Annotated in this window: 27 protein-coding genes and 1 pseudogene; 11 read left to right on the top strand and 17 right to left on the bottom strand. The window is 62.9% G+C overall.

Annotation, left to right across the window (positions count from 1 at the left end; all coding sequences use genetic code 11):
• Positions 1 to 77 precede the first annotated feature (77 nt).
• The 4 genes from BW949_RS16925 to BW949_RS15595 form a co-directional block, all read right to left on the bottom strand.
• Positions 78 to 773, bottom strand: coding sequence for a hypothetical protein (locus tag BW949_RS16925; RefSeq protein ID WP_143524461.1), 696 nt, complete (start codon positions 771 to 773; stop codon positions 78 to 80).
• 202 nt (positions 774 to 975) lie between these two features.
• Positions 976 to 1,908 (bottom strand): DUF2493 domain-containing protein, encoded by a 933-nt coding sequence (locus BW949_RS15605; protein ID WP_076367754.1) that lies wholly within the window; start codon positions 1,906 to 1,908, stop codon positions 976 to 978.
• Positions 1,909 to 2,274: 366 nt separating this feature from the next.
• The gene (locus BW949_RS15600; protein WP_076367752.1) at positions 2,275 to 3,306 is read right to left on the bottom strand and encodes a DUF7146 domain-containing protein; all 1,032 of its coding nucleotides are present in this window, start codon (positions 3,304 to 3,306) and stop codon (positions 2,275 to 2,277) included.
• Between the two features lie 11 nt (positions 3,307 to 3,317).
• On the bottom strand, positions 3,318 to 7,676 hold the full coding sequence (locus tag BW949_RS15595) for a strawberry notch family protein (RefSeq protein ID WP_076367750.1): 4,359 nt from the start codon (positions 7,674 to 7,676) through the stop codon (positions 3,318 to 3,320).
• Between the two features lie 175 nt (positions 7,677 to 7,851).
• On the opposite strand from BW949_RS15595, the gene BW949_RS15590 reads away from it, so the two are divergent.
• The 3 genes from BW949_RS15590 (at position 7,852) to BW949_RS15580 (ending at position 9,186) form a co-directional block, all read left to right on the top strand.
• Positions 7,852 to 8,148 carry a hypothetical protein gene (locus BW949_RS15590; RefSeq protein ID WP_076367748.1) on the top strand — a complete coding sequence of 99 codons (297 nt, stop codon included), beginning with the start codon at positions 7,852 to 7,854 and terminating at the stop codon, positions 8,146 to 8,148.
• 84 nt (positions 8,149 to 8,232) lie between these two features.
• Positions 8,233 to 8,496 carry a hypothetical protein gene (locus BW949_RS15585; RefSeq protein WP_076367746.1) on the top strand — a complete coding sequence of 88 codons (264 nt, stop codon included), beginning with the start codon at positions 8,233 to 8,235 and terminating at the stop codon, positions 8,494 to 8,496.
• Positions 8,497 to 9,186 carry a nucleotidyl transferase AbiEii/AbiGii toxin family protein gene (locus BW949_RS15580; RefSeq protein WP_076367744.1) on the top strand — a complete coding sequence of 230 codons (690 nt, stop codon included), beginning with the start codon at positions 8,497 to 8,499 and terminating at the stop codon, positions 9,184 to 9,186. It begins immediately after the preceding gene.
• Here the strand turns inward: BW949_RS15580 and BW949_RS15575 are convergent.
• The 9 genes and pseudogenes from BW949_RS15575 to BW949_RS15535 all read right to left on the bottom strand — a co-directional run.
• A pseudogene (locus BW949_RS15575) lies at positions 9,158 to 9,391 on the bottom strand (antitoxin of toxin-antitoxin stability system); the annotation flags it as partial. The gene BW949_RS15580 and the pseudogene BW949_RS15575 overlap by 29 nt on opposite strands.
• A gap of 32 nt (positions 9,392 to 9,423) precedes the next feature.
• Positions 9,424 to 10,002, bottom strand: coding sequence for a PIN domain-containing protein (locus tag BW949_RS15570; protein ID WP_076367740.1), 579 nt, complete (start codon positions 10,000 to 10,002; stop codon positions 9,424 to 9,426).
• On the bottom strand, positions 9,999 to 10,463 hold the full coding sequence (locus BW949_RS15565) for a helix-turn-helix domain-containing protein (RefSeq protein WP_076367738.1): 465 nt from the start codon (positions 10,461 to 10,463) through the stop codon (positions 9,999 to 10,001). Before BW949_RS15565 ends, BW949_RS15570 begins: the two co-directional genes overlap by 4 nt.
• Before the next feature lie 108 nt (positions 10,464 to 10,571).
• Positions 10,572 to 11,216: an antitoxin of toxin-antitoxin stability system gene (locus tag BW949_RS15560; protein ID WP_076367736.1), complete on the bottom strand. Its 645-nt coding sequence runs from the start codon at positions 11,214 to 11,216 to the stop codon at positions 10,572 to 10,574.
• Entirely contained in the window at positions 11,209 to 11,628 is a 420-nt protein-coding gene (locus BW949_RS15555) for a hypothetical protein (RefSeq protein ID WP_076367734.1), read from the bottom strand. Before BW949_RS15555 ends, BW949_RS15560 begins: the two co-directional genes overlap by 8 nt.
• Positions 11,629 to 11,703: 75 nt before the next feature.
• Positions 11,704 to 11,985 carry a hypothetical protein gene (locus BW949_RS15550; RefSeq protein ID WP_407947272.1) on the bottom strand — a complete coding sequence of 94 codons (282 nt, stop codon included), beginning with the start codon at positions 11,983 to 11,985 and terminating at the stop codon, positions 11,704 to 11,706.
• 102 nt (positions 11,986 to 12,087) lie between these two features.
• Positions 12,088 to 12,603, bottom strand: coding sequence for a hypothetical protein (locus tag BW949_RS15545; RefSeq protein WP_076367732.1), 516 nt, complete (start codon positions 12,601 to 12,603; stop codon positions 12,088 to 12,090).
• Between the two features lie 110 nt (positions 12,604 to 12,713).
• Positions 12,714 to 13,154, bottom strand: a complete 441-nt coding sequence (locus BW949_RS15540; RefSeq protein WP_076367730.1) for a JAB domain-containing protein — start codon at positions 13,152 to 13,154, stop codon at positions 12,714 to 12,716.
• A gap of 123 nt (positions 13,155 to 13,277) precedes the next feature.
• Positions 13,278 to 14,477 (bottom strand): DUF932 domain-containing protein, encoded by a 1,200-nt coding sequence (locus tag BW949_RS15535; protein ID WP_076367776.1) that lies wholly within the window; start codon positions 14,475 to 14,477, stop codon positions 13,278 to 13,280.
• Positions 14,478 to 14,704: 227 nt separating this feature from the next.
• Here BW949_RS15535 and BW949_RS15530 point away from each other — a divergent pair, with 227 nt between their 5' ends.
• The 3 genes from BW949_RS15530 (at position 14,705) to tnpC (ending at position 17,074) form a co-directional block, all read left to right on the top strand.
• Positions 14,705 to 15,079 carry a transposase gene (locus BW949_RS15530; RefSeq protein ID WP_083947801.1) on the top strand — a complete coding sequence of 125 codons (375 nt, stop codon included), beginning with the start codon at positions 14,705 to 14,707 and terminating at the stop codon, positions 15,077 to 15,079.
• A gap of 26 nt (positions 15,080 to 15,105) precedes the next feature.
• Positions 15,106 to 15,429, top strand: coding sequence for an IS66 family insertion sequence element accessory protein TnpB (tnpB, locus tag BW949_RS15525; protein WP_076367772.1), 324 nt, complete (start codon positions 15,106 to 15,108; stop codon positions 15,427 to 15,429).
• Between the two features lie 79 nt (positions 15,430 to 15,508).
• The gene (gene tnpC, locus BW949_RS15520) at positions 15,509 to 17,074 is read left to right on the top strand and encodes an IS66 family transposase (RefSeq protein WP_076367728.1); all 1,566 of its coding nucleotides are present in this window, start codon (positions 15,509 to 15,511) and stop codon (positions 17,072 to 17,074) included.
• 207 nt (positions 17,075 to 17,281) lie between these two features.
• Here tnpC and BW949_RS15515 read toward each other — a convergent pair whose 3' ends face one another.
• A complete protein-coding gene (locus BW949_RS15515) occupies positions 17,282 to 18,061 on the bottom strand; it encodes a hypothetical protein (protein ID WP_076367726.1) in 780 nt (259 codons plus the stop codon).
• A gap of 204 nt (positions 18,062 to 18,265) precedes the next feature.
• On the opposite strand from BW949_RS15515, the gene BW949_RS15510 reads away from it, so the two are divergent.
• Positions 18,266 to 19,210, top strand: a complete 945-nt coding sequence (locus BW949_RS15510) for a calcium-binding protein (protein WP_076367724.1) — start codon at positions 18,266 to 18,268, stop codon at positions 19,208 to 19,210.
• A 338-nt stretch (positions 19,211 to 19,548) separates the two neighbouring features.
• Here BW949_RS15510 and BW949_RS15505 read toward each other — a convergent pair whose 3' ends face one another.
• The 3 genes from BW949_RS15505 to BW949_RS15495 all read right to left on the bottom strand — a co-directional run bounded on the left by BW949_RS15505 (position 19,549) and on the right by BW949_RS15495 (position 20,596).
• Positions 19,549 to 19,776 carry a type II toxin-antitoxin system RelE/ParE family toxin gene (locus BW949_RS15505; protein ID WP_076367721.1) on the bottom strand — a complete coding sequence of 76 codons (228 nt, stop codon included), beginning with the start codon at positions 19,774 to 19,776 and terminating at the stop codon, positions 19,549 to 19,551.
• A gap of 18 nt (positions 19,777 to 19,794) precedes the next feature.
• On the bottom strand, positions 19,795 to 20,049 hold the full coding sequence (locus tag BW949_RS15500; protein ID WP_076367719.1) for a type II toxin-antitoxin system ParD family antitoxin: 255 nt from the start codon (positions 20,047 to 20,049) through the stop codon (positions 19,795 to 19,797).
• A gap of 142 nt (positions 20,050 to 20,191) precedes the next feature.
• A complete protein-coding gene (locus BW949_RS15495) occupies positions 20,192 to 20,596 on the bottom strand; it encodes a single-stranded DNA-binding protein (RefSeq protein WP_076367712.1) in 405 nt (134 codons plus the stop codon).
• 428 nt (positions 20,597 to 21,024) lie between these two features.
• Here BW949_RS15495 and BW949_RS15490 point away from each other — a divergent pair, with 428 nt between their 5' ends.
• The 4 genes from BW949_RS15490 to BW949_RS15475 all read left to right on the top strand — a co-directional run bounded on the left by BW949_RS15490 (position 21,025) and on the right by BW949_RS15475 (position 24,491).
• The gene (locus tag BW949_RS15490; protein ID WP_076367710.1) at positions 21,025 to 21,345 is read left to right on the top strand and encodes an H-NS histone family protein; all 321 of its coding nucleotides are present in this window, start codon (positions 21,025 to 21,027) and stop codon (positions 21,343 to 21,345) included.
• A gap of 277 nt (positions 21,346 to 21,622) precedes the next feature.
• Positions 21,623 to 22,099, top strand: a complete 477-nt coding sequence (locus BW949_RS15485; protein ID WP_076367708.1) for a thermonuclease family protein — start codon at positions 21,623 to 21,625, stop codon at positions 22,097 to 22,099.
• 375 nt (positions 22,100 to 22,474) lie between these two features.
• On the top strand, positions 22,475 to 23,482 hold the full coding sequence (locus BW949_RS15480) for an IS1595 family transposase (RefSeq protein WP_076367706.1): 1,008 nt from the start codon (positions 22,475 to 22,477) through the stop codon (positions 23,480 to 23,482).
• 106 nt (positions 23,483 to 23,588) lie between these two features.
• The gene (locus BW949_RS15475; protein ID WP_076367704.1) at positions 23,589 to 24,491 is read left to right on the top strand and encodes a hypothetical protein; all 903 of its coding nucleotides are present in this window, start codon (positions 23,589 to 23,591) and stop codon (positions 24,489 to 24,491) included.
• Positions 24,492 to 24,991: the final 500 nt, after the last annotated feature.

Below are 24,991 nucleotides of genomic sequence, written 5' to 3'. Positions count from 1 at the left end.
CAACGTGAACACCTTGTGGCCGAACACTTGGCACCCGCTTTGAATGCGGGTGCCAGTCATTCAGAACAAAGGTCTGATCAGGCTGAGGTGTTTTCAGTCTCAGGACGTTCCGAAACGGAGAAGGGCTCACTTAACATATCGAGTGGCGTGGCTCCGCAAGATGGACAGTGCCATAGGTTTTGGGCCATCTCAGTTCCGGAAAACTCACCGTCGCAATGCATGCAGTACCATTTGTCAGAGCGCACATGATTGAGCGGGTGCATCGCTCGACCCTCTGCGTCTGGCTTTGTCGAATTCCTGGGCCAATCTCGCGCAATTTCCGCTCGAACCTGCCTTGCTTTCCATTGAGCGATCGGAAGCGCCTTGGCCACAAACTCTGGATCCTGAATCGGATTATTTTTGAAACGCCGGTCTGTAATCAGCAGCTGCGGTTCGCTGGAGGGTGCCTCTCCGATGTAGATACACCACCCGCGCCCCCGCATCCGCGTATCACGGAGGACATCGTCAAGCTTATAGGGGTGCGGGCCGATGAACCCCTCGTCAGGGTAGCTTTCTTCGCCACGTAATATTTCTGCAACCTTGGCTATATCGTCGGCAGTTGGCTGCCAGCCTCGCTTCGCTTGGCTCGCAAGCGCATGCCAATGTGCAAAGCCAATCGCTTGGGCAGCCCTCTTTTGCACTTTATGAAGTTCCGTACCGCTTGCGCGCGCACTATCCTTCGCGATGCGTTTTAAGTCTTTAAGATAGTCGTGAGACGTCATGATCCATTCCAATTCCGGATCCGACTAGGTGCCCGCTACTAATCAGACCCGTCCGGAAGGGAACGGGGTGACATAGATAAAGCACTGCTTGGCTTTGCATGGCGGACACACTGGCCTGTGCTGAAGGCCATCGTCAAAATGGCCGATACGTTCAGTTGCGTCAAGAGCACTCAGAAGAGTTAGAACCAATCCGGCAGTTGAAGAATAAGGGGGCTTACGCCCCCTTCTCGAACTTCACGACCGGGATACCCAGCTTCTTGGCCTTGTCGGCGAGGTTCTCCTGGATGCCATTGCCCGGGAAGACGAGGACACCCACCGGCAGCACATCGAGCATCGCGTCGTTGCGCTTGAAGGGCGCGGCCTTGGCGTGCTTGGTCCAGTCGGGCTTGAAGGCCACCTGCGTGACGCCGCGGGCCTCGGCCCATTTGGCGGCGATGAGCTCTGCGCCCTTGGGGCTGCCCCCGTGCAGAAGCACCATGTCGGGATGCTTGGTCCGGACCTGATCGAGCTTGCCCCAGATCAGGCGGTGATCGTTGAAGTCGGTCCCGCCGGTGAGGGCGACCTTGGGGCCAGCGGGCAGCATCACCTCGGTTTCCGCGCGACGCTTGGCGGCCAGGAAATCGCGGCTGTCGATCAGCGCGGCGGTCATGTGCCGGCGGTTCACCATCGAGCCGGTGCGGGGACGCCAGGTCGATCCCGTGTGATGAGAGAACTCGGTCGCAGCGTGATCGCGCATCATGTCCATGCAGTTGCGCCGCTCGATGAGGGTCAGGCCTTCTGCCGTAAGTCGCTCGAGTTCGGTCGATTTCACCTCGGAGCCGTCCTGCTCGCGCTGGAGGCGGCGCTGCGCCTGCTCGTTCTCGTCAAGCGACCGCTCGATCCGGGCCGTGGCGCGGTGGAAGAGGTTGACCTGGCCCCAGAGCACCTCTTCGAGGTCGGGTTCCATGCGGGTGTCCTCGAGAGTCGCGACGAGGGCGTCGAAGATGTCGGCGACGGCAACCGCAAGGCGCTGCGCATCGGGCATCGGGCGCGGATCGGGCTCGTCGAAGGGGCGGTAGCCGTAGAGCTGCAGCTCTTCCAGCGCATGGGCGGTCTGGGAAACGGTGTGGGCGGGTTCATAAGCATCGTCGTGGGTGTGGAGCGTCATCGGTCTCTTGCCTCCGGGCCTGTCTCGTCCGCGCGTCATCCCGCGCGGCCTTCATGGGCAGCGAAAGCCGTCACTGGCGACGCCCCTTCACCCCCGCCCTCGGGGGCCGGAACGCATGTGGAGGAGGACGGGGGGCGGCTGATTTGTCTCGCGATGCAAAGGCGGCTTTGCCGCCGGCGGAAATCAGTCGCCCCCCGTCCTTGAAGGGGCGGCGCCTTTGACGGCCGCCTGCCCATCTCTTGAAGGCCGTGCGGGTGACGGGGGAATGAGCAAAGCCCGGAAAGAGGCAGAGACGACGGTCCGGAACCGCGACAGGGATGCATGCCCCCAGCCCCACGCTCCCAGACCGCCGCTCCGCGATGCAGCTCAGGGAAAAAGCCGCCACCGATCCTTGGGCCCGATTTGACCCGCCAGATGCGCGCGCAGCGCCACCTTGCCGTGCGCCCGAAGATCATCGTTGAAATCCCCAAGACGCGGCTCGAGCACATGGCAAGCGATCCCGGCCTCGATGGCTCTGGCACTCAACCTCTCTGCCGCGCGCTGCCCCGCCGGATCGCGGTCGATGGCGATGTAGAGACGCTGCAGCCCCTCGGGCAAGAGAACGGCCCCGAGGTGACCGGCCGAGAGCGCCGCCCAGACCGGAAGGCCCGACACCGCCTCGCGCAAGGACAGCATGGTCTCGATGCCCTCGCCGACGACAAGGATGTCGTCACTCGGGGTGAGCCTGACGGCATTGCCCAGAAGGTGACCCATGGCACGCCGCTGCGTCTTGACAGCCGCCTTGCCCTTGCCGCCCGGCGCAAGCCAGGTCCGATGCACCCCCTGCAAGCCCCCTGCCCCATCGGTGACCGCGGCGATCAGCGCCGGTCTCGAGATGCTCCGGGTCTGGCCCTCCTCCCGATGCCAGCACTTCGGGTGGAAGCGCAGGGCGCTTGTCAAACCGCCTTGTGTCAGGCTCCGGGAGCGGAGATAGGTGTCTGCAAGCGTGCCTGGCACCGGCACCGAGGCCGCAAAAAGCCGCGCTGCGGACGCGGGCGTGCCGCCTGGGTCCTTGGCTTTCCTCGGCTGCGGTGGATCCGGAAACACCGGCTGCGGACGGCCAAGATGCGCGCGGGCTTCGACCAGAAGATCGGGAAAGCGGGAGATCCCGGTTCGCGCACGGATGATGTCGAGAAGATCGCCGTGCTCGCCAGTCGCGCCATCGGTAAATTTACCTGCGGCGCCCGGCCCGAAAGGGGGCCCGGTCAGGCGCACGAAGAGAGATCGTCCGGGGTTGTTTTGCAGATCGCCCACGATCCAGTAGGAGCCTTCCCGCCGCCCGGCGGGAAGATAATGGCGACAAACGCTTTCCGCATTTTGCGCGAGATCGCGCAGCAGCTCTTCGGTTTGTAATGACATCGGCACACTCGTTAACACGTCCGGGCATGTAGGGCCTGGACCGGGAAACGTGCAAGAAGGCGCTCCAGTGCCGCAATGCCGCAGGCATCGGTCGGACAGAAGAGGCGCAGCTTCCAGCTGATGATCTCCGAGAAGAAGCCATCGGCCTTGAGCCGGTCCTTGGCCGTCTCGGAAAATCCGGAGAGCTCGATCCGGTTGACGCCCATGACGCGGGAGCGGTGCAACTCCATCCCTTCGGACAGACGCACGGTGGTCTTGCCCTCCAAAACGAGCGCGTAGACTTGCGCGCCCGTGAGCTTTGGCGCCTCATCCGCCAGCGTGGCCGCGACCCAAGACGGCGAAACCCTCCGACCGATGAGGCGCTGCCCGTCGTCAGTCTGCAGCCGATAGACGCGGGTTTCGTCCTGGGGGAGCTGCTTCCAGATCGGCAGCAGCAGCCCCGCCACGATGTGGAGCGTGGTTTCTGAAAATTCCGGAACCTCCGCAAGTTCAGCATTCCAGGCGGTGGTGAAGGCCGCGCGGTCGACCTCCAGCCAGTTTGTGTCTTCCATGATCTTGACAGGCACCGTGCTCGCCTCGGTCGGACGGATCAGGCGCAATCGGGGTTCGATCGTGCCGTCATCGAGCATCAGGCTGGTGGCGGGCACCTGCACCGCAGCGCGACCAGAGCGGCTGTTGATCAGGCAGCGCGCGCCGAGGTTCTCGAGCCAATCGAGCGCATCCGCGAGCGAGGTTGGTGTGTTGCGCCGCTTTTCGGCGATGGTCAGAAGCTGGGTTTCGGCGCCGGAACCGGGATGGGTGTAGATCACCCGGGCATCGGTGACGCGGAAGCTCTCGGCGCGCAGCGTCTCGAGCCCGAGGTCATAGACCCCCGCAGCGATGGCCCCTTCGATCCGCTGATCGAGCAGCTCCTCGAAAACTGAGAAGAGCACGCCCTGCATGTCGATCGTCAGCGCGAGCAGACGATTGAGGAAGGTGGTGATCGGCGGCAGGTCATCCTTCAGACCGTTGTCGTCGGTCAGGCTGAGACCCGTCGCATCCTCGAAAGCCCCGAGCGAACAGCCCGCGACATCGCCGCGATAGAGGCGGCGATAGAGCTGGCGCAGCGCATCGCGAGCATAAGGGCTCTCGAGGTTGTCCTCGGGGCGAAAGAGCCCCTGCCCGCCCGTCTGGCGCTGGCCGCGCGTGATCGCGCCGAGCGTGTCGAGACGGCGCGCAATGGTCGAGAGGAACCGCTTTTCCGCCTTCACATCGGTCGCGACGGGGCGGAAGAGCGGCGGCTGCGCCTGATTGGTGCGGTTGGTGCGCCCCAGCCCCTGGATCGCCGCATCGGCCTTCCAGCCCGGTTCGAGAAGGTAATGTACGCGCAGGCGCTGGTTCTTCGCACCGAGATCGGCGTGATAGCTGCGCCCGGTGCCGCCCGCATCGGAGAAGATCAGGATGCGTTTTTGGTCATCCATGAAGGCGGCGGTTTCCGCAAGATTGGCAGAACCGGCGCGGGTCTCGACAACGAGCCGCGCCGCAGGACCCTCGCCCTTGCGCACGATGCGGCGCGACCGGCCCGTGACCTCGGCCACGAGATCGGTGCCGAAGCGCTGCACGATCTGGTCGAGCGCCCCCGGCACGGGCGGCAGCGCGGCCATCTTCTCGATCAATGCGTCGCGCCTGCGGGCGGCCTCGCGGCACTCCACCGGCTGACCGTCGCGCACCACGGGCCGGGAAGAGAGATTGCCCTCACTGTCGGTGAAAGGCTCGTAGAGCTGCACCGGGAAGGAATGGGCAAGATAGTCGAGCACATATTCCCGCGGGGTGATGTCGAGGCGGATATCGTTCCAGTCCTCGGTCGGGATCTCGGCCAGACGCCGCTCCATCAGGGCCTCGCCGGTGGAGACGATCTGGACGACCGCCGCATGGCCCGCGGCGAGATCGGCCTCGATCGCGCCGATCAGCGTGGGGGTTTTCATCGAAGTGAGCAGATGGCCGAAGAAGCGCTGCTTGGCGCTCTCGAAGGCAGACCGCGCGGCCGATTTGGCCTGACGGTTGAGCGTGCCGCTCTCGCCGGTGATGTTCGCCGCCTCCATCGCCGCCGCCAGGTTGTTGTGGATGATGGCGAAAGCCCCGGCATAGGCATCGTAGATGCGGCGCTGCTCGGGGGTGAGCGCATGTTCCAGCATCTCGTATTCGACGCCATCATAGGAAAGCGAGCGCGCGGTGTAGAGCCCGAGCGCGCGCAGATCGCGGGCGAGAACCTCCATTGCCGCGACGCCGCCGGCCTCGATCGCCTCGACGAATTCGGCACGCGTGGCGAAGGGGAAGTCCTCGCCCCCCCAGAGCCCGAGGCGCTGCGCATAGGCAAGGTTGTGAACGGTCGTGGCGCCCGTAGCAGAGACATAGACCACGCGGGCATTGGGCAGTCTGTGCTGCAAGCGCAGACCCGCCCTGCCCTGCAGCGAAGCCGCCTGATCGCCACGCTCGCCCTTCGCCACAGCGGCATTCGCCATGGCATGGCTTTCGTCAAACAGGATCACCCCGTCGAAATCCGCCCCGAGCCAATCGACGATCTGATCGACGCGGGATTTCTTCGCGCCGCGTTCTTCCGAGCGCAGCGTCGCATAGGTGGTGAAGAGAATGCCCTCGGAGAGCGGAATGTCGCGCCCCTGCGCGAAGCGCGAAAGCGGCGTTACCAGAAGCCGCTCCTGACCGAGGGCCGACCAGTCGCGTTGCGCATCCTCGAGAAGCTTGTCGCTTTTCGATATCCAAAGCGCCTTGCGACGGCCCTGCGCCCAGTTGTCGAGCAGGATGCCGGCCGACTGGCGGCCTTTGCCTGCGCCTGTGCCATCGCCCAGGAAGAAGCCGCGGCGGAAACGAACGGCGTCGGAGGCATCCTCGGGCGCGGCCGAGACCATGTCGCCGGTCTCATCGACGATCCACGACCCGGCGAGATGCGCGCCATGCGCCTCGCCCGCATAGATCACGGTCTCCAGCTGCGCGTCAGACAACAGGCCGTCGCGCAGGACGGCGGCGGGCAGCTTGGGCCGGTAGCTGAGTTTCGGGGGCGCAACCGAGGCCATCGCCGCCGATTGCACGAGCTTGGTCGGGTGTGCCGCCGCGCCGGGGATGTCGATCGTCTGCAGGCGGAAGGTCTCGTAGATCGCATCCGACAGATGCGCCGTGCCGCCATCCTCGGCGGCATCCCGCAGCGCATAGTCGATCTCCTCGGCATCGATCGGCGTCAGAGCCTGCGCCGGTCGGGCAGCAAACCGCGCGCGCGCCGGGTTGATCGGCCTGCGCGCGGCAGGGACAGGACTCCCCGGGAAGGGGGAAGAGGGCCCCTGCCCTGCCAGAGCGGCCTGATCCAGTTCGAGCCGGGGCGGAACCTCGCGCAGGATCCGGGCCAGAAGATCTGCGGCGTCAGGGGAGATCGGCTGTCGCAGATCAGCCGTGATCCCGCCCGCCTCGCCGCCCCGACATTTGTCGAAGACCGAAAGCCGCGTCTCAAAGTTGGTGCCGTGCCGCGCGAAGGCAGCCCCGGACACCGCGCCGGTGAACACCAGATGCGCGGTCTCCGTCAGGCGCGCGAAGGCCTCGGCCCAAGCCGGGGTGTCGGGCGCGAACCCCGCACCCGTGATGGCGACAAGCCGCCCGCCCGGCGCAAGGCGCGCCAGCGCCGAGCGCAGATGCCGGGCGGTCGCCTCGGTCGTACGGCCATCGACATTGGCGAGCGCCGAGAAGGGCGGGTTCATCAAGATGACGCTCGGGCGCAGCCCCGCATCGAGATGATCGTCGATCTGCGCGGCGTCAAAACGGGTGACGGGGCGGCCCGGGAAGAGCAATTGCAGAAGATCTGCGCGCATGCCCGCGAGCTCGTTCAGCGCAAGGCTGCCCCCCGCGATCTCGGCGAGGATCGCCAGAAGCCCGGTCCCGGCCGAAGGCTCGAGGACCAGATCTTGGGGGGTGATCTGCGCCGCGGCAAGGGCCGCGAGCCCCATCGGCAGCGGCGTCGAGAATTGCTGGAACCGCTCCATCTCCTCCGAGCGGCGGGTATGGCTCGGCAGCAGACCCGCGACCTTCGTCAGAATGGGCATCAGCGCCGCAGGCGACCCCGCCCGGGCGAGAAGCGCGCGCCCGAATTTCCGCAAGAAGAGGACAAGCGCCACCTCGCCCGCCTCATAGGCGAGCTTCCAATCCCAGGCGCCCGACGCATCGGAGCCGCCAAAGGCGCGCTCCATCTCGGGTCGCAGGCGCGAAGCGTCGATCGGCGCGCCTTGCGCCAGATCGGGCTGCAGTGCTTCGGCCACAGCAATGATCGCCGGCGCCGGATCCACGGGCCGCAGGGGCGCCAAAGGCGAAACAGGAGGAAGAAAGGTCATCGGGAAACTCCGGAATGAGGGATAGGACCAGCCCGGGCACCCTCTCTCGGGCACCCTCAGGCCTGCCCTTTCCCGACCCATCTCTCCCTCTCGACCCTCTGTCTCCCGACGCCCGGCTTGATTTTGTTCCCTCTTTGTTCTATATTGAAGACCAAGCCAGCAGGGGAGATCGACTATGGAAAGCACCGCGCCTGCGCTGCCCGCAACGCCTAAGCAGATCGCCTATGCGCACGCGCTCGCGCGGCGCAACGGCACCCTTCTGCCATGGGACGTGCAGCAGGACCGCCGAACCTTGAGCGGATGGATCGACAAGCAGGCCCGGATGAAGCCGATGTCTGAGGTGGATCAGCGGCCGACCTCGAAGCAGGTGGCCTTCGCGGAAAAACTCGCACGGATCAAACGGCGCGCCGTGCCGGAAGAGTGCTTTCGCGACAAGGGCCTGATGTCGAAGTGGATCGACGGGAACAGGTGAAAAACAACTCCAACGGGGCTTTATTGCTTTGTTGAGGGGCATGGACTACATTGATGGGACGGAAATCTGCTCAGAGTTGATGCCATGGCCTCGGTTGCCGCAAAGGTGATGTCGACCGTCAGCGCGCCCTACGGTGTGCTGGTGACGGCTGCGGAGCTTGCCGAGAAGATCGCCGATATCAAGAGTGCCGAGTCCTGCGATTGCAGCGTGTTCGCCTTCCTGTCGGAGGTGTCGCCCAAACTGCAGCATTCGTTCATCGACGAGATGAATGTGAGCAAGGACGCCGTCACCGCCGTCGCCAGGAAGTTCTCCGATCTCGCCGGATACAAGCTTCCGCTCGCGATCTGAATGAACACCCCTCAACCAAGCCACTGGCCCGAACTCTTCGACGTTGCGATGGCGATCGTTGATCAGGCGAATGGTCTGGGTATCGGCATGTCCAACTGGAGCTTCGGCGGCGGCACCGCTCTGATGCTCCAGATCGCGCATCGCGAGAGTCACGACATCGACCTCTTCATCGACGATGCCCAGTATTTGCCCTACCTAAACCCGGAGACGCAGGGGTACGATCTGGCACTCGCAGCGAGCGATTACGAAACCGATGGCACACGCGCCTTGAAGATCGTGTTCGACGGCATCGGTGAGATCGACTTCATCTGCTGCGCACCGGTCACCCAAGACCCCTTCGCGACCACTCAGATCCGCCGACGAAGCCTCAACCTCGAGACCCCCGCCGAAATTCTTGCGAAGAAGGTGGTTTTCCGTGGATCGCACCTGCAGCCGCGGGACATGTTCGACATTGCGGCCGTCGCTCAGGCAAAGGGCGTCGACTATGTCGTCGAGGCCTGTTCCGGGTTTCCCGAGGCCTGTCAGGCAGCGCTCTTGGTGACCGAGAAGATGAATCCAAGGCTGGTCGACTCGGTCACAGATAAATTGCTGATCTCGGAGGGATTTCTGGACCTTCGGACCCGCGCACAGATGATGACGGCCGAAGTCCTCTCCGCGGCCATCACCCGAAGCGCCGCCCCTCTTCGGTGAAGGTATAAGCGTTGACGATGATCCCCTCTTCGATCGCCTCGTCCGAGGTGAGGTGCTCGTATTCGGCCTGAAGCTGGCGGTAGAGCCAACGGGCCAGATCGCGCAGCGCCTCGGTCACGATCTCTTCGGCATCCTCAGTGGGCGGCTGACAGGTCGGGCTGTCGCGCGTGACATCCACGGACATGGTATATTCGTGGTAGTAGCGCCTATCTCAGACTAGCTGGCAGCTGTGTTCTGTTAGATGTACTCGATGTCTTGGCGCGCCAGGGCAGCAAGTTTGGAAAGGCCGTTCTTGGTGAGGTCGAGCAAGAACTCAGAGGCTGTCATTGGCGGATTATCGTAGCGTTGACGTACCTTTCGCAGCGCCCGCGCCCCTCCCTGTCGAAAGAGCGCATAGGTGTTGGCCAACATATCGTCGGCGCCGAGCGTCTCAATGTCATAGGGCGCCAGTTTATCCGACGGGAAGTCTCGATGGTTCTCGGTAACAATCACCTGAGCCGAGCTGCGGATTGCCGCCGCCAGAACATGGCGATCGTTCGGATCCGGTAGATCAAGGCCATCGACCAAAGGTCGATAGCCATCCACGAAGCACTCTTCGAAATGCTCTCGAATCGCCTGCTCCTGTTGACGAACGCTGGTCTCGAGATGAGGCTTCAATCGGATGAGGTTCCGAGTCCACTCGTCGAGAATTTCATCGGTGATGCGCGCTCGAAAGAGCCCCTCTTGGGCGAAGGTAAAGAGGACGTCCCTGATCCGAAACGGGAAAAGCACGTTGGCGTCGAGCACCACCACGAAAGGGTTGGCGACGAAGCTCATTCGTTGTCGAACTCCTGCCCAAGCCGGGCAAGGTCGGCCAACGCACTCTCTTGTTTGCGGGCCTTGTCAGCACGGTAGCGCATCAACTCGTCAATCCTCACACGACGATGCGATCCAACCTGCTCGAACTTGATGTCGCCTCGGAGCAGGAGCTTGGTCAGATAAGGGCGGGAAATATTGAGCATGTCCGCCGCTTCTTGTGTGGTCAGCATCGTACCGACGGGCACAAGCGTGACCATATTGCCATTGCTGACATGGCCCAAGAGCTCGATGATGAGGTTGCCAACCGCAGGGGCAATCTTGACCGCCTCGCCGTGCTCACCTGAAATCTTCAGGCCACCATCCAGCTCCATAGCGATCGCGATCGCCGTCGCGGCATGCGCGGCGCTGTCGATCTCCTCGCGCGTCGGAGGGCGCTCCATGAGCCCTTTGTCTTCCGTCCTCTTTGCAGCCGTCGTCATCGGTCTCTCCCGCTTTTCCCATCAGATATACGCCATGCGCGCCTCACCTCAAGTGAAATAACAGAAATATGTGTAACAACCGTAACTCCGCGCCTTGGAGGTCACAGTTCACCCGAAGCGCCGCCCCTCTTCAGTGAAGGTGTACGCGTTGACGATGATCCCCTCTTCGATCGCCTCGTCCGAGGTGAGGTGCTCGTATTCGGCCTGAAGCTGGCGGTAGAGCCAGCGGGCCAGATCGCGCAGCGCCTCGGTCACGATCTCCTCGGCATCCTCGGTGGGGGGCTGGCTGCTCGGGCTGTCGCGCGTGACATCCACGGACATGGTGTATTCGTGGTAGTAGCGCCCGCGATGGGTCGCCTCGGCGACGAGCTGATAGAAGTTCCTGCGCTGGATGGCCTGCAGCCGGTCGGCAATGCCGTGCAGCGTCGCATCCATCGGTGCATAGTCCCGAATGCGCGCGGCCACGCCCTTGGTGTGACGGAGGTGGCCCTCGAACGATGCCCCGTCCCCCTGGCTCCAGAACCCCGAAAACCAGACACAAGGCTTTTGCCGCACGCCGCCGCCCATCAGGCGGACGGGCGAGGTCTTCAGGCGGAGGCCGAGGATCTCGCAGATCCGCTCGAAATCCTCATAGACCGCGTCCCACCAATCATCGTGGGGCGCGAGGTCGCTATACCAGCTGCGCGCTTTTTCCTTGGCCGCATCCGAGAGTTCGGGGAACTGGTAGACGGTGGTGCAGATGGTCTCAGGCATCGATGTCCTCCCCGTTCAGCGCCGCAGCCAGCCATTCCTGGGTGCTGATCCAACCGATGGATTTGCGCGCGCCAAGGTCGATGACATGCGCACCACCGCCATAGGCATCGAGGCGCGGGCGCGAGCAGGTCAGGGCGTGTTGGAAGCCCCAGAGGCCGGTGAGATCGAGGTCTTCAGCGAGGCGCAGCACGAAGCGGATGACCGCCTCGACATCGCCATGTTCAGCGTCATGGATCCACAGGATGCTGCCCTCGGGCCCATCCTGGCGCTTCAGATCGAACCCCGAAACCTCCGGGTCATCGGCCTCCTGATCGGCCACGCGCAAATCCGCAAACAGCGCGAGCGCGCGGGCGGCCTTTTCGACCGTCCCGACATCGATCAGGCAAGAAAAATGGGTGAAGTAATCCGCCATGGGAACCTCCTGAGAGTGAGACGCCCCGCCAAGAGGCCGGGCGCTGGATTGGAACGAAAGGATGGGCAGGCGCGCTCAGCCGGCGCACTGGTCGCCCGCAGCCTGACGCGCCGCATGGGCGCAAAGCATCTGCCGGTAGAACCGCTTGCGCGCCGCCCGAAACCCGCGAACGGCGCGGGTATCGGGATGAAGTGCCCGAACCGCCGCACGCAGGACGGCGAGCGGCGATGCCGTCAGTGGCAGGCCGAGGCGCAGATATGCGGGATCGGTCATGTCAACGGCGCGGCGAAGATCGGGGCCAGATCGACGGCCGAGGGCGCCATCTGCCGCGCGCAGCGGGACTTCGGTCATGGTCATCGGGTCAACTCCGGTTCGGAAAAAGGGGGGGATGCCGGACTGGGCGATCTCTCTGCCCGGCGGCGCACCCCGGGCCCCCTGCCCTTCTCGATCTCTCCGCCCTCACGCCGCGCGCTGCAGCGCGCGGGCGGCGACGAGACGCCAGAGCGGATCGACGAGCCGCCCCTCGAGGTGATCGGCGCGACGGCGCAGATGCGCCACGAACCCATGTTCGCGCCATCCCGCAGCCTGGCTCGCCCGCGCGCGCAAGCCGCTCGCCTCGCGCAACACCGAGCGGGCCTCGGGCGCGGAGAGCACGGGGTTGCACCAGGCAATCGCGCCATCGGCCAACTCTCCTGCCAGCACGAGGCGCTCTTCACGATCGAGGATCACCATCATGTGCGGGACAACATCGGGGCCGACTTGCTGCGCCAGCACGACCGCGGCGAACATCGCATCCGCGAGCGTCGCATAGCGATCGAGTTCCACCGGGCGGTCCTGCCCGGCCATCGCCGCTCCAAGATCCGGGGCGACAAGTTTCAGAACGAAGGGCAGATCGGGATTGGGCGCGGGCCGCGCATCGGCGTCAAACCGCATCGTCGGAGTGGCCTTTCGCGCGTGGAAATCTTGATCGAGCATCTCGGGTTCTCCTGCGACGGGGGCGGGAAGCCTCTCTCCCCGCCATCACCGTCACCCCCAAACCGCCGCCCTCTTCCTCGAGGGCGACGGCTCAGGGTCGGGCTTGATCGTCAGAGCTTGCCCAAGGCCCTCAGGCTCAGCTCCGTTCCCGCGCCGACGATGATGTGATCATGCAGGGTCAGGCCGAGGTAGCGGCAGCCCTTCTGGATTTCCTTTGTCATGCCGAAATCGGCTTCCGAGGGTGTCGGATCCCCAGAGGGGTGGTTGTGGATCAAGATCAGCGCGCTCGCGTTCAGCATCAGCGCCCGCTTGATCACCTCGCGCGGATAGACGGGGACATGATCGACCGTGCCGGTCGAGAGCAGCTCGTCGGAGATGATGCGGTTCTTGCGGTCGAGATAGAGCACATGGAACCGCTCGATCGGTCCACGCACGGTGAGCGCGCAATAATCGAGCAGCGCCTGCCAGCTGCCGATCACCGGGTTCTGGCTGAGATAACGGCCAAGGATATCGCGGGCCTCGAGGATGATGGTTTCTTCCTGGGGGGTCATGGGGGTCTCGCAGAAGTGCAAGCGCCGAAGCCCCCGCCCTTGCGGGCGGGGGATCAGCGGCGCTGTGCTGAAAGGGAGAGAGGCGCGACCGCCACGCAGGTGGTCGCACCGTCGAACGCTGTCTCAGCCAACCCGGTCGAGCAGCTTCTTGGCCCGCCCTTCCATGTCGAGGCGGACATCTTGCTGGGTCTTGTCGCGCGCGAGCCGAGTGATTCCCTGCACGAAGTCGAAGATGCTTTCGGGCGGGCGGCCCTCTTCCATCAGCACCTTCTCGATGATCTTGCCGGATTCGGCCTTCGAGAAGCCACGTTTCCTCAGGAAATCAGCCCTGTCTTCATCGTTGCGCGCCACGATCTGTTGCCGCGCGGCCTGGATGCCGTTCACGAACCCCTGCGGCGAGGAATTGGCGAAGCGCGTCAAGGCCGGGGCCGCCTCATGCGCGAAGCGCGAGGCCGCGTATTTCGAGTGGCGGATCTTGATCTCCTGAAACTCCTCGACACCCCAGAGGTTGCGGTTCTGGCACACCGCCCTGAGGTAAAAGCTCGCCATGCCAAGCGTCTTCGCCCCCACCTCGGAGTTCCAGCAATAGAAACCCCGGAAGTAGAGATCGGGGGAACCGTCGGCCAACCGCCCCGCCTCGATCGGGTTGTGATCATCGACGAGGAACAGGAAGACGTCGCGGTCCGAGGCATAGAGCGTGGTCGTGTCGCGGCTGATCTCGACATCGGGGTTGTAGACCCCCGTCGACCAGTCGAGCACACCCGGCACCTTCCAGCGCGTATCGCCGGTGCCATTGCCCGCGAGGCGCTGGACAGCCTCGACCAGTTCGAAGTCATGGATCCGGCCGTAATCGGGGCCCGTCACGGCGCGCAATTCGGTGCGGCCATCTTCGGTCTCGAAGATTTTGACCTGCTCGGCGCGGTGATTGGAGAGGCCATATTGCAGGTTGATCCCGGCGAGCGGCGCCGGCAGTTGCCGCAGGTACGAGGCCGGGGCGCCGACGATGCTGGCAAGCTGGCCAAAGGCCCAGTGCGTCGGCGCAACCGGTTCGTGCGCTTTCGGCAGAACCAGATGCAACCGCTCGGCGCTGTCGCGCGCGGCCTCGACACGAATATCGGCCGTCTGCACCACCCGGCTGCGGCTGCGCTCGGAACGGCCCTTCACCGAGGCCCAAAGATCGTCGAGCGACAGGTACCGCTCGTCATCGGGCCGGTTGAACCATTCGGACGACACCCGCCCGTTGCGCTCCCCCCGGCTCACATCCACCTTCCAGCCACCAGCCCGCGCCGGTGCGACCGGATCCAGAACTTCCACAACACCCATCGACATTCCTCCGCGACAGGCGCCGGGAGCCTCTCTCCCAGCCCTCAACCCGTCACCGGAAAACCGGCACGCCTTTCACTCTTCAGCCGGGGCGCGAGTGACGGCAGTGCGGACGAACCGTAAGCGCTGTTCTGGCCCCACCTTCCCGCTGAATCCGTAAGCTGCGATGGGGCCCCGTGTGGAGATTTGCACGGGAGGTATCAGTGGGAGTCCATCAGGAGCGCAGTATGGAGGCCGTTTGTTTTGTGGAGCTTTTGGCGGCTCCGGGGGCCAAGCGGCGCTGGTCTGACGAGGCGAAAGGGCGGATCGTTGCCAAGACACTGGTGGCGGGCGTCACCGTGAACGAAGTGGCGCGTCGGCATGGGGTGAAGGCCAACCATCTGTCGTCGTGGCGGACTTTGGCACGGCAGGGCAAACTGGTTGTGCCCGAGGTTTTGGGGGCGGAGTTTGCGGCGCCCGTGGCCTCGCAGATGGTAGTCGCGACAGTGACAGCGACGGCATCGATTGATCTGATGATCGGGCCGGTGACGGTGCGCTTGGATGCTGCCACACCTGCGGCCCGAGTTGCGGAACTGGTCATGGCGCTGCAGGCCCGCCCGTGATCTTCCCGTCGAACCGGGTGCGGATCATGGTGGCAACCAAGCCCATAGACTTCCGCAAGGGCCATGACAGCTTGGCGGCGATGGTGAAGAACGAGCTGCGCAAGGACCCGTTCACCGGAACGGTTTTTGTGTTTCGCGCGAAGAAAGCAGATCGACTGAAGCTGCTCTACTGGGACGGCACCGGTCTGGTGATGGCCTACAAGCGGCTGGAAGAGCACAGCTTCACCTGGCCTGCCGTGAAGGATGGGCTGATGGTGATGAACCATGCGCAGTTCGAGGCGCTGTTTGCGGGGCTCGACTGGCGCCGCGTTCGGGCCATAGAGGCGAAGGCTCCCGAGGCGGTGGAATGACCGGTTTTGCCCTGTGGCAGGATGACTCGGTTGATGCTTTGGGCGGGCATCGGCAGGGCAGCTATGATAGACCTGCGCCATGCCGAAGACCGCTGATCTGCTTGAAGAAATTGCTGCACTGAAGGCGATGTTGATCGCCGCGGATGCGCGCGACAAGCGCAAGGACGAGCGGATCGACCGGCTGGAGAAGCTGGTTGCAGCCTTCAAGCAGGCGGCCTTCGGGCGACGTTCGGAGAAGAGCGATCCGGATCAGTTCGAACTGGCGTTGGAAGACCTCGAAACGGCCATGGCAGTGGTCCATGCCGAGGAGCGCAGCGGATCACAAAACGATCCGGGGGATCGTTTTGCCGCAAGCGCCGAGGATCGCCCCGCCAAACCGCGTGCTGCCAACCGTGGCGCGCTGCCCAAGCACCTACCGCGCATCGAAGAGATCATCGAGCCGGACAGCCTGATCTGCGCCTGCGGAGGCTGCCTGCATTGCATTGGTGAGGACGTCTCGGAACGGCTCGACATCGTGCCCGCCCAGTTCCGCGTCATCGTCACACGCCGCCCGAACGCCTGCCGCTCTTGCACCGATGGTGTCACGCAAGCCCCCGCACCAGCAAGGCTGATCTCGGGTGGCATGCCGACCGAAGCCACGGTTGCCCATGTGCTGGTCGGCAAGTATGCCGATCACCTGCCGCTTTATCGTCAGGCCCAGATCTACAGCCGTCAAGGCGTCGACCTCGACCGCTCCACCCTGGCCGATTGGGTCGGTCGCGCCGCCTTTGAGCTCCGACCCGTCTATGATGCGCTGATGGCCAATCTGAAGCGGTCAACGAAGCTCTTTATGGACGAGACCCGCGCCCCGGTCCTCGATCCGGGGCGGAGGAAAACGAAGACCGGATACTTCTGGGCCCTTGCCCGCGATGACCGGCCTTGGGGCGGCGCAGCACCTCCGGGCGTGGTCTTTAGCTATGCCCGCGGTCGCGGCGGGCAGCATGCGGAGCGGATCTTGCAGGGTTTTAGCGGCATTCTGCAAGTTGACGGCTATGCCGGATATAACCGCCTGATCGCTGCGGACCGGATCGGCCCGGGCAGACAACTCGCGCATTGCTGGGCCCATGCGCGCCGCAAACTGATCGAGATCAGCCGCACCGGACCCGCGCCGATTGCCGAAGAAGGTGTGACCCTCATCCGCGATCTCTACGCCATTGAGGCCGAGATCCGCGGCGGAGATCCCGCAACGCGATTGGCTGCCCGACAAGACCGCTCCGCCCCGATCCTTGTCCGCATCGACGACTGGCTGACCCACCACCGCGCCCGTGCATCAGTCAAGTCGCCCTTGGGCGAAGCCCTCGCCTACATCGCCAAATACCGCGGAGGCCTTGGCCGCTTCCTCACCGATGGCCGCGTCGAGATCGACAACAACACCGTCGAACGCACCATCCGCCCCATCGCTCTCAACCGCAAGAATGCCCTCTTCGCGGGCCACGATGCCGGCGCCGAAAACTGGGCCGTCATCGCATCGCTGATCGAGACCTGCAAAATGAACGGCGTCGATCCCCAAGCATGGCTCTCATCCACGCTTACCGCCATCGTCCAAGGTCACAAGCAAAGCCTGATCGATGATCTGCTCCCGTGGAATTACCCAGCCAACGTGTGATCGGGACACCGCTTACGACGAACCGGGCCTTCGCTGCATAAAGCACGAAGGTCGTTTTCGGCCGGACATGAGCGCTTTGACAACGGCCTTGAACGAGCAGTCGCGGCTAACGTGGAGCTTGATCTCGCAGCTGAACGCGTTGTTCAGTGAACGCGGGAGCTAGAGTGCGAGTGTACCGTTGAGCGGGACCGCCGATATGGGTGGGGGCTATAGAATCCGGTCCATTTCCAACGACCCGTCCGTACGGTAAGGCGCAATGCTTCCGTCGCCGATGGAGCGGGCGATGATCTCACCGCCATGTTCGATGTCGAAGGCGCGGATTTGAAGCTTGCCTTCGCGAGTCTCGAGGATGGAACCGTCGATGCCGAAGGTTGCCTTTAGGTATTCCGCGTTGACGTAGAGATCCATGCGCGAGCCCTCCAACCGATCCTGGTTGCGGGCGTCCATCCAAGCATGGAACGGGTCGTCCAGCTTGGTCTCGTCGTCGAGCCATTCGTATGCTCCACCGACCGTGGCGTCGCCGCCGCCGTAGCTGTTGATCGCAAGCAGGTTCGACCGGATGTCCGCCAGCTTATCCGATGCAAAGTTCAGCGCCTCCTGCGGCGAAGAGAACCGCTCGGCGGGCACCCCCTTCGCCTTGGCAGCCTCGTAAGTCGCTTCGTTCATCCGGACGAGACTTCGGAACCCATGTTCGGCCTCGTGGGCGCGGTCCTCGCGGGCATGATGGCGTCCCATCTCGATGTCAGCCACCGTGCTAGTGCCAATTGTCCCGCCGTGCTGCTTGGCCAATCGGACGAGGTGGTCAAACACCTTTTCCTCGCGGATGGCACGATCACCCGGATCGCCCGGAGCCGCGAGCTCGATCTTCTGCACGGCAGGCACCGGGTGTTCTTGCGCGGCCTTCATGGCCACCACATCGAGAGACTTGCCAGTCTTAGCGATAGACGGCGCGAAGGCGGTCGCGAGCTGGGCGGGCGTGAACTGCATGGCTAATCTCCGGATAGCATAATTGCGACCTTATCCCCCAGACGTGAACGAAAGCTGAATTGCGTCCCGACTTGCCATGCAACCTTCATGCCTTGAGTGTCGAGAAGCCAGAACCGTATAGCTCGCCAGTTTGTTAACTCGAAATTAACCCATATCTTAGCTGCTGGTAATCTTTCATCCTCGCGCTAAGGACGACAGACGATCATGGCAATTATCAACGGCACTACCGGCGACGACCACATCGAACCCGACTACAACAACGGGCCTTGGTACTACAGTGATATTGTATACCTCCATGCTGGGAACGATTATGTGGACACGAGCCATGGAGACGACTTTATCGACGCAGGTTCCGGCAACGACACCGTCGATGCGGGCGACGGCGATGATCAGGTTTATGGCGGGAGTGGTGCCGACGTATTGCGGGGCGACTTGGGCAACGATGTCATCCACGGCGGTGATGGCAACGACATCATCGATGGTGGCCTCGAAGACGACATGCTCTACGGGGACGGTGGGGACGATATCTTCCTGCACGACGGCATCGCCGGCTGGGACAGCTATGACGGCGGTACGGGAACGGATACGATCTACGTACAGCAGCTCAACGCGAACACCTTGTGGGGCGAGATCAAGATCACCTCGGTGAACGACGTCGAGCAGATTATCAACAACGACCAATCCGGCAAGGGTGTGGACGTCATCATCGACGGCTCGTTCGATCTCAACGACTTCTTCCATTACGGCATTCGTTCCTTCAAGGGCCACGATGGTAACGACAACATCGTCGGGGACGCTGCTGCGAACGCCCTGTTCGGCGACAAGGGGAACGATACGATCAACGGCGGTGCTGGTGACGACCAGATCGACGGGGAGGATGGGAACGACTACCTTATCGGCAACGCAGGGAACGACGTCCTGACCGGCGGTGCCGGGGCAGACTACTTCCACTTCCTCCAGGACGCCGCCGTCGATACCGTCGCGGACTTTGAGGACGGTGTCGACAAGCTGGTGTTCCAAAACGTCACGTCCCTACAGCTCTTCGATTTCCAGGGCGATGCAGCGCTTCAGTACAATAACGACACGTTCGTGATCCTTGACGGTGTGGACATCAGCGCGATCGATTCATCGGACCTTGTTTTCGTCTAAGTGAAAAAATTTGGAGGCGGGACCGTGTGGCCCCGCCTATTCTACATTAGCCGTCATACCGCTGCAAAACCGAGTTCTCTATCTGCCTCATACCCCCCACCCATACCCGCTGTCTCGCTCGATGCTGTGCTCGCGCCCTACCTCCTGCGTTCGCCGAGCAACGCATTCACCTGTTCGATCAAGCTCAAAGTTTGCCGCGTCTGTTCGCTCAAGGCTAATGCCTCGGGATTGAGCGACAGCCAGCTCCTTTTCCGCCGAATCTGACATTCAACTTTCCCACAGCATCCGGAAAGAATGGGCTCGAAGCGGCCATGCGGCGGCGGCGCGAAAGCGTCGGGTCACTCATTCAGATAAGCTGCCCAGTTCTGCCGCGCATGCACGATGCGCACCACCTCAAGCCAATCCGCCTCGATACGGTAGATGATCAGATGCGATCCCGAGCGATAGAGCCGGACGGGAGGGCGGATTTCGGAGTGCTCACGCGCAATGCCCGGGTGCCGGACCAGAAGGTCCATGTCGGAGGCGAGCCCGCGGATATAGGTCTCAGCCTGCGTGACGGACCACATGCGGGCGAGAGCCGGTATTCACCGATCTTCGGCTGTGACATCTTGCTCCCGCTTGCGGGCAAGAAAGGCATCCACATCCAGACGCGCACCCGGGCCGCTCGCCAGACCCTGATCGACAAGCTGCTGCAACTCGGCAATGGCCTGCTGGCGGTCCTGATCGCGGCGGATCAGATCGCGCACATAATCACTGGCATTGCTGTAGCGCCCATCTTGGGTCCGCGCCTCGACCCAAGCCTTCATCGGGTCCGGCAAAGAGACGTTCATCGTGGCCATGGTCGCGATCTCCTTCCCGAAAAAGATGACACGATTTGGCAAAGTTTGTCAAACCGTGACGATGTCGTCCTGCGCGACTTGCCATGAGCGCGCAGCGAACCCGGCGGGTTTCCCCGCCGGGCCCGAGGGGGAGACCCCGTTCTCAGAACGGGATCTCGTCGTCGCGATCGACCAGCTCGGGGTTTTCGTTCTCGGCCGACTTCGGGCGGCTCAGGAAGTCGACCTTCTCGGCGATGATCTCGCAGCCGTAGCGGTCGGTCCCCGCGCTGTCGGTCCACTTGGTGTAGTGGATGCGGCCGTGGACGAGGACCTTCATGCCCTTTTCGCAGTGCTCAGCGACCGTCTTGCCGAGACCGTTGAAGCAGGTGATGCGGTGCCATTCCGTGTCCATGACCCGGTAGCCGTTCTCGTCGCGCAGGACGCGACCTTCCGAGAGGCGGGGGCGCGAGGTGGCGAGGCTGAAGTTGGTGATCTTGGTGCCGCCCTGGGTGGTGCGGATTTCGGGGGTCTGACCGATGTTGCCGGCGAGGATGACGATGTTTTGCATGGTAAGCTCCTGTGTTTCCTGTCTTCGGGACCGTCCCTTCGACAAGACCCGGAAAAAGCCCGTCGGTTGACGCGCGCACGGGGGACGGAACGGACACCGGAAACCCCCAGAGGACCGGGGTGGAGCGGGCAGGACGCCAAAGGCGGCCAACACGGCCCGGGCTGACGCGGGGTTGCGCGCAGGAAACCGAACGGGATTAGGGGATTGTCAGTCGAAGGGATGGCCCAGGAGACAGAGAGGCGCGGGGAGCCCCTGCCAGAACTTGTCACCCCGCCCATCGGGATTACCTGCCCCCAAGTCCAGCACCTCACTGGCGGCGGAAATGTCGATCACCGCTTCCCGCCCCCCCCTGCCCTGCCCTCGGGAGTTGCGGCCCCCGGCCTCGACGGGGTATCGATACCGGAACATTCAGGACACGGACCGCATAGATGGCTGATTTCAATCTCGAAGGCATGTCGCTCAGCGAACTGAAAAAACTGCAGAAGGACATCGCCAAGGCGATCTCCACCTATCAGGATCGACAGAAGGCGGAAGCCCGCGCCAAGGTGGAAGCTCTCGCCCGGGATCTGGGCTACTCGCTGACCGACCTTGTCAGCACGGCAACGAAAACCACCCGCGCGCCCGCCGCGGCGAAATATCGCCACCCTGAGAATGCGGCGATCACATGGTCTGGCCGTGGCCGCAAACCGCAGTGGTTCGTGGACGCGCTGGCTGCGGGGATGACCACAGGCGACCTAGCGATCGTTTGAGGGAAAGCGGCAACGCGCTCGGTCCTCTGCGAACTTGAGGCCAAATCCACGTTGCGCGGTAGGATGCCACGACACTGCCATCGGCGGGCGCCTCCCTATGCAAAGGCACTCACGAAGAGCGCTGATCATACTGGCGCGACCATCGAGGGGGATCGCAAAGATCACCAGCGCAAATTTGTCTGAGGTGATTGGGGGGCGGCGATCTCGCCCTCCCCAAGACCCTTTCTGAGGTTCCAGCGGCAATTGCTTTTTCGCGCGACCGGGGTAACCTCCCCGAATGAAGCACATTTTCGCATCCGCATTTCTCGCCACCGCCGTCACCGCCCAACTTGCCTGGTCGGAGACCATCGCTGGCACCGCCTCGGTGATCGACGGCGACACTCTTGAGATTCACGGTACCCGAATTCGCTTGAGCGCGATCGACGCAATCGAGAGCCGCCAGCTCTGCACCCGATCGGACGGACGCAAATGGAACTGCGGCAAGGATGCGGCTTTTGCCCTCGCGAACAAGATCGGTCGGGCACCCATCTCATGCGACGTAAGCGGAACCGATCGGTATCGCCGCTCGGTCGCCGTGTGCTCGCTGCGCGGTGAAGACCTCAATGGTTGGTTGGTCGAGAACGGTTGGGCAGTTGCTTACCGTCGATATGGCACCGACTATGTGCCAGCTGAAGATCGTGCCCGCGCAGCTGGCCGTGGTATTTGGGCGAGCAACTTCGTCATGCCGTGGGATTGGCGACGAGGAGCGCGTTGAAACTTGCGTCGCCATGATCGGGTCGTAGGCTGACTGTGTCGGCGGCCTTTACTGCGGCATTATCGCTTCGAGGTTGTGCTGCAGCAGTCAAGGTCGGCCCTCTCCGGACATTTAGCAGGCAGGCCATCGCTGCGTCGCAGCTTCCCCAAAGCAGCCCGTCGTGGCAACGTGCAGCATCGTCTTCCAGCCGGAGGCCCAAAATGCGAGCGTGTAGGACCTTTGAAGGTTCGCGATATTGATCGTTTCAAAAACGGGCGAGCGATCGGAAGGGGCCTATTGGCCTCGTTTCGCTCCCAGCCTGTCGGCCAGGAAATCAACCAAGGCCCGCACCCGGGCGGGGATCGGGTCCCCGCCGACGAATAAGGCGTGAACTTCATGGCCTTCGTCGATGGTGTCGCCCGGGAGCACTTCACGCAGGCGGCCGGCTGCCAGGAGGGGATCATTTGGCCCACCGGTAGGCATTGTCCGCATTGTGGATCGGTCGCCTCTTCTTCTCTTAATGGCCGGACCTGTCGGCCGGGACTTTATCAGTGTCGGGACTGCCGTCTCCAGTTCACTGTAACGACGCTCACCCCGATGCATGGCACGAAGCTCGACCTTCGGATCTGGATCTGCGCAATGTTCCTGGTGCTCACGTCGAGCAAAGGTATCTCCTCGGTCGTTATGGCGCGGCTGCTGGGGGTAAATCAGAAGACAGCGTGGAAGGTGGGGCACGCCATTCGTGAGATGATGGATGACCGGAACGGCGAGTTGATGCCGTTGGAAGACATTGTCGAGATAGATGAGGCGTATGTCGGAGGAGCGCCAAAATCCCTCTCGGGCGCCTACAATCCACCCGGCAAGGGCACTGGAAAGCCGATGATCTTCGTGGCAGCTTCTCGCGACGGACAGGCGCGCGCAAGGGTTGTTCCAAACGATCAGCGCGCGACACTGGAACCGGTCCTCCTGGAATGGATCGACCCGGCGACAACCAATCTTATGACAGATGGCAACAAGAGTTATCGAGGACTGGGGAAGACCATGGCTGACCATCAGTATGTGATCCACAGCCAGAAAGAGTATGCCAATCCGGAGACCGGCGCCCATGTGAATACGGCTGAAGCCGTGATCTCACAAGTGCAGCGTGCCCTTGTCGGAGTTTACCACAACCTCGGCCGAAAACACCTTCAACGATACCTGGACGAGATCGTCTGGCGATGGAACCACCGGGACCCTGTCCGGGAAGTGGTCAAGCAATGGACGACGAAAGCCGGTGTTGAACGGCAGAAATCGACAACGATCTGGCGCCCGATACCGGTGGTCGACCAGATGCGCGTGCTCCTTCAGGGTGCAGTCGGAAAACAGGTGCGCCGATCAAGGGACTATGGTCTGTGCTGGCCCTGAACATTGATATCTACCAAGGGCAGCAGGATATTTGCGTTCCGCTTCGCAGCTGAAAGGCCGGCAAGCGTCTCATGCAACGGCATCATGGAAGAGAGGCGTCCCGAAGATGAAAGCTCCTGATAACGATTGGGTAGCACTGGTAATCTCCTTTCTTTCGGGGAATCTGCCACACATTGATGATGGCTGGGAGCACCAGTTTTCGACTGCCTACCAGATTGGTTGCGAGGCTCTGGTGGCGCTTGGCGTGGCGACAGAGATTGGCGGAGGCGCCATTCGCCGGGAAAATCCAGAACACCCTGAACAACTCCCTCGGTGGGACGACATATGCGTTGCGGTTCTCTGGTTGGCCGAACAGCAAAACAAGCTCGAATACCGTCTGCCGGACGGAACGCGCCCACCACCTCAGACGCAATGGCGAGTTATGAACGCGCCGGCCCCGCCTCCGCCGAACATTCTGTCGGCCCACGGCTTGGGGCCCGCGCGCGCCGACGAGGAGGTGTCGTCGGTCCTGATTGCCCTCGGGCTCATCGGCGGCGAGGGCCGCTGGACCGAGCAGGCAGAGCTTGTCCTATGGCGGGACCAGCCGCGCGTGTGGAACATGGATGTGACCTCCGACCCCCGTTTTGCCGGAGCGGTGCGGCACGCGGTTGAAGACATTTCACCGGTCATACGCAGAGAGATTGACCGCTTGGTGAGGATCACCGAGAAAGACGTGGAAGCACACATTCAACATCATGATGATGCCATCGAGGAGGGCCGTAAAAAGTATGGCCCGAAAGCGCGCTTCGGTGCGCCGATGACTCCGGAGAGCGCCGTGAAGAGCTTGCACTTTCTACGCCGCAACGAACTTGATTGGGTCTTCTTCCGACATTGGCGACTGCCTGATGGTTGGTTAACCAGTGACCAATCAGCAAGTGCTTTGCAGATTTTTCACGACCCTCTGGCCAAACAGATAAGGCGAGCAGTTCTCATTCGACTTCACCCTGATCTGCCACACTTCGCGGAATAGCCGCTGAGCGTCATTACCATTAGAGGTATGCGCTTGCTTTTTTTGGTGGATAAGCGGGGCGCAAATTGGAATCCTGGGCAACTCGACTCGGCTGTTCTGTATGGGCTCGCTACGGTCATGCGGCGATGCAGAACAAACCCCGATTTTGGTCCGCTCTGAATGTCGGCTTCCGTCTTGGCGGGATCAATGAATTGTCATCGCGGCGAAGGACTGCTCTCCGCCCGTTACGCGGGCGCACCCAGACCAGTGCCCGGGAACAACCCGGGCTCATCGGGATGGCATCGCCGATCACGCGGTCGGCGATAGGCGCGGCGAAGCACCGGCACCGCGCCCGGGCCATCAAGAGGTGAGGCCGAGGCCTCACCCGAAGGGATCGTATTCCGAGTTATGTTGCTGACCGCATAACTCGGAGTATGACCCGTTCCAGATTATGGCCCGCTGAGGGCCATGACGCCTTCAAGCCCTTGCCGCGCCGAGCTTTTCGCTCGGCGCTACGCACT

The sequence above is a fragment of the Phaeovulum vinaykumarii genome, assembly GCF_900156695.1.
In the GTDB taxonomy this organism is placed as follows: Bacteria; Pseudomonadota; Alphaproteobacteria; order Rhodobacterales; family Rhodobacteraceae; genus Bieblia_A; species Bieblia_A vinaykumarii.
This window is presented reverse-complemented; position numbering and strand designations above follow the sequence as displayed.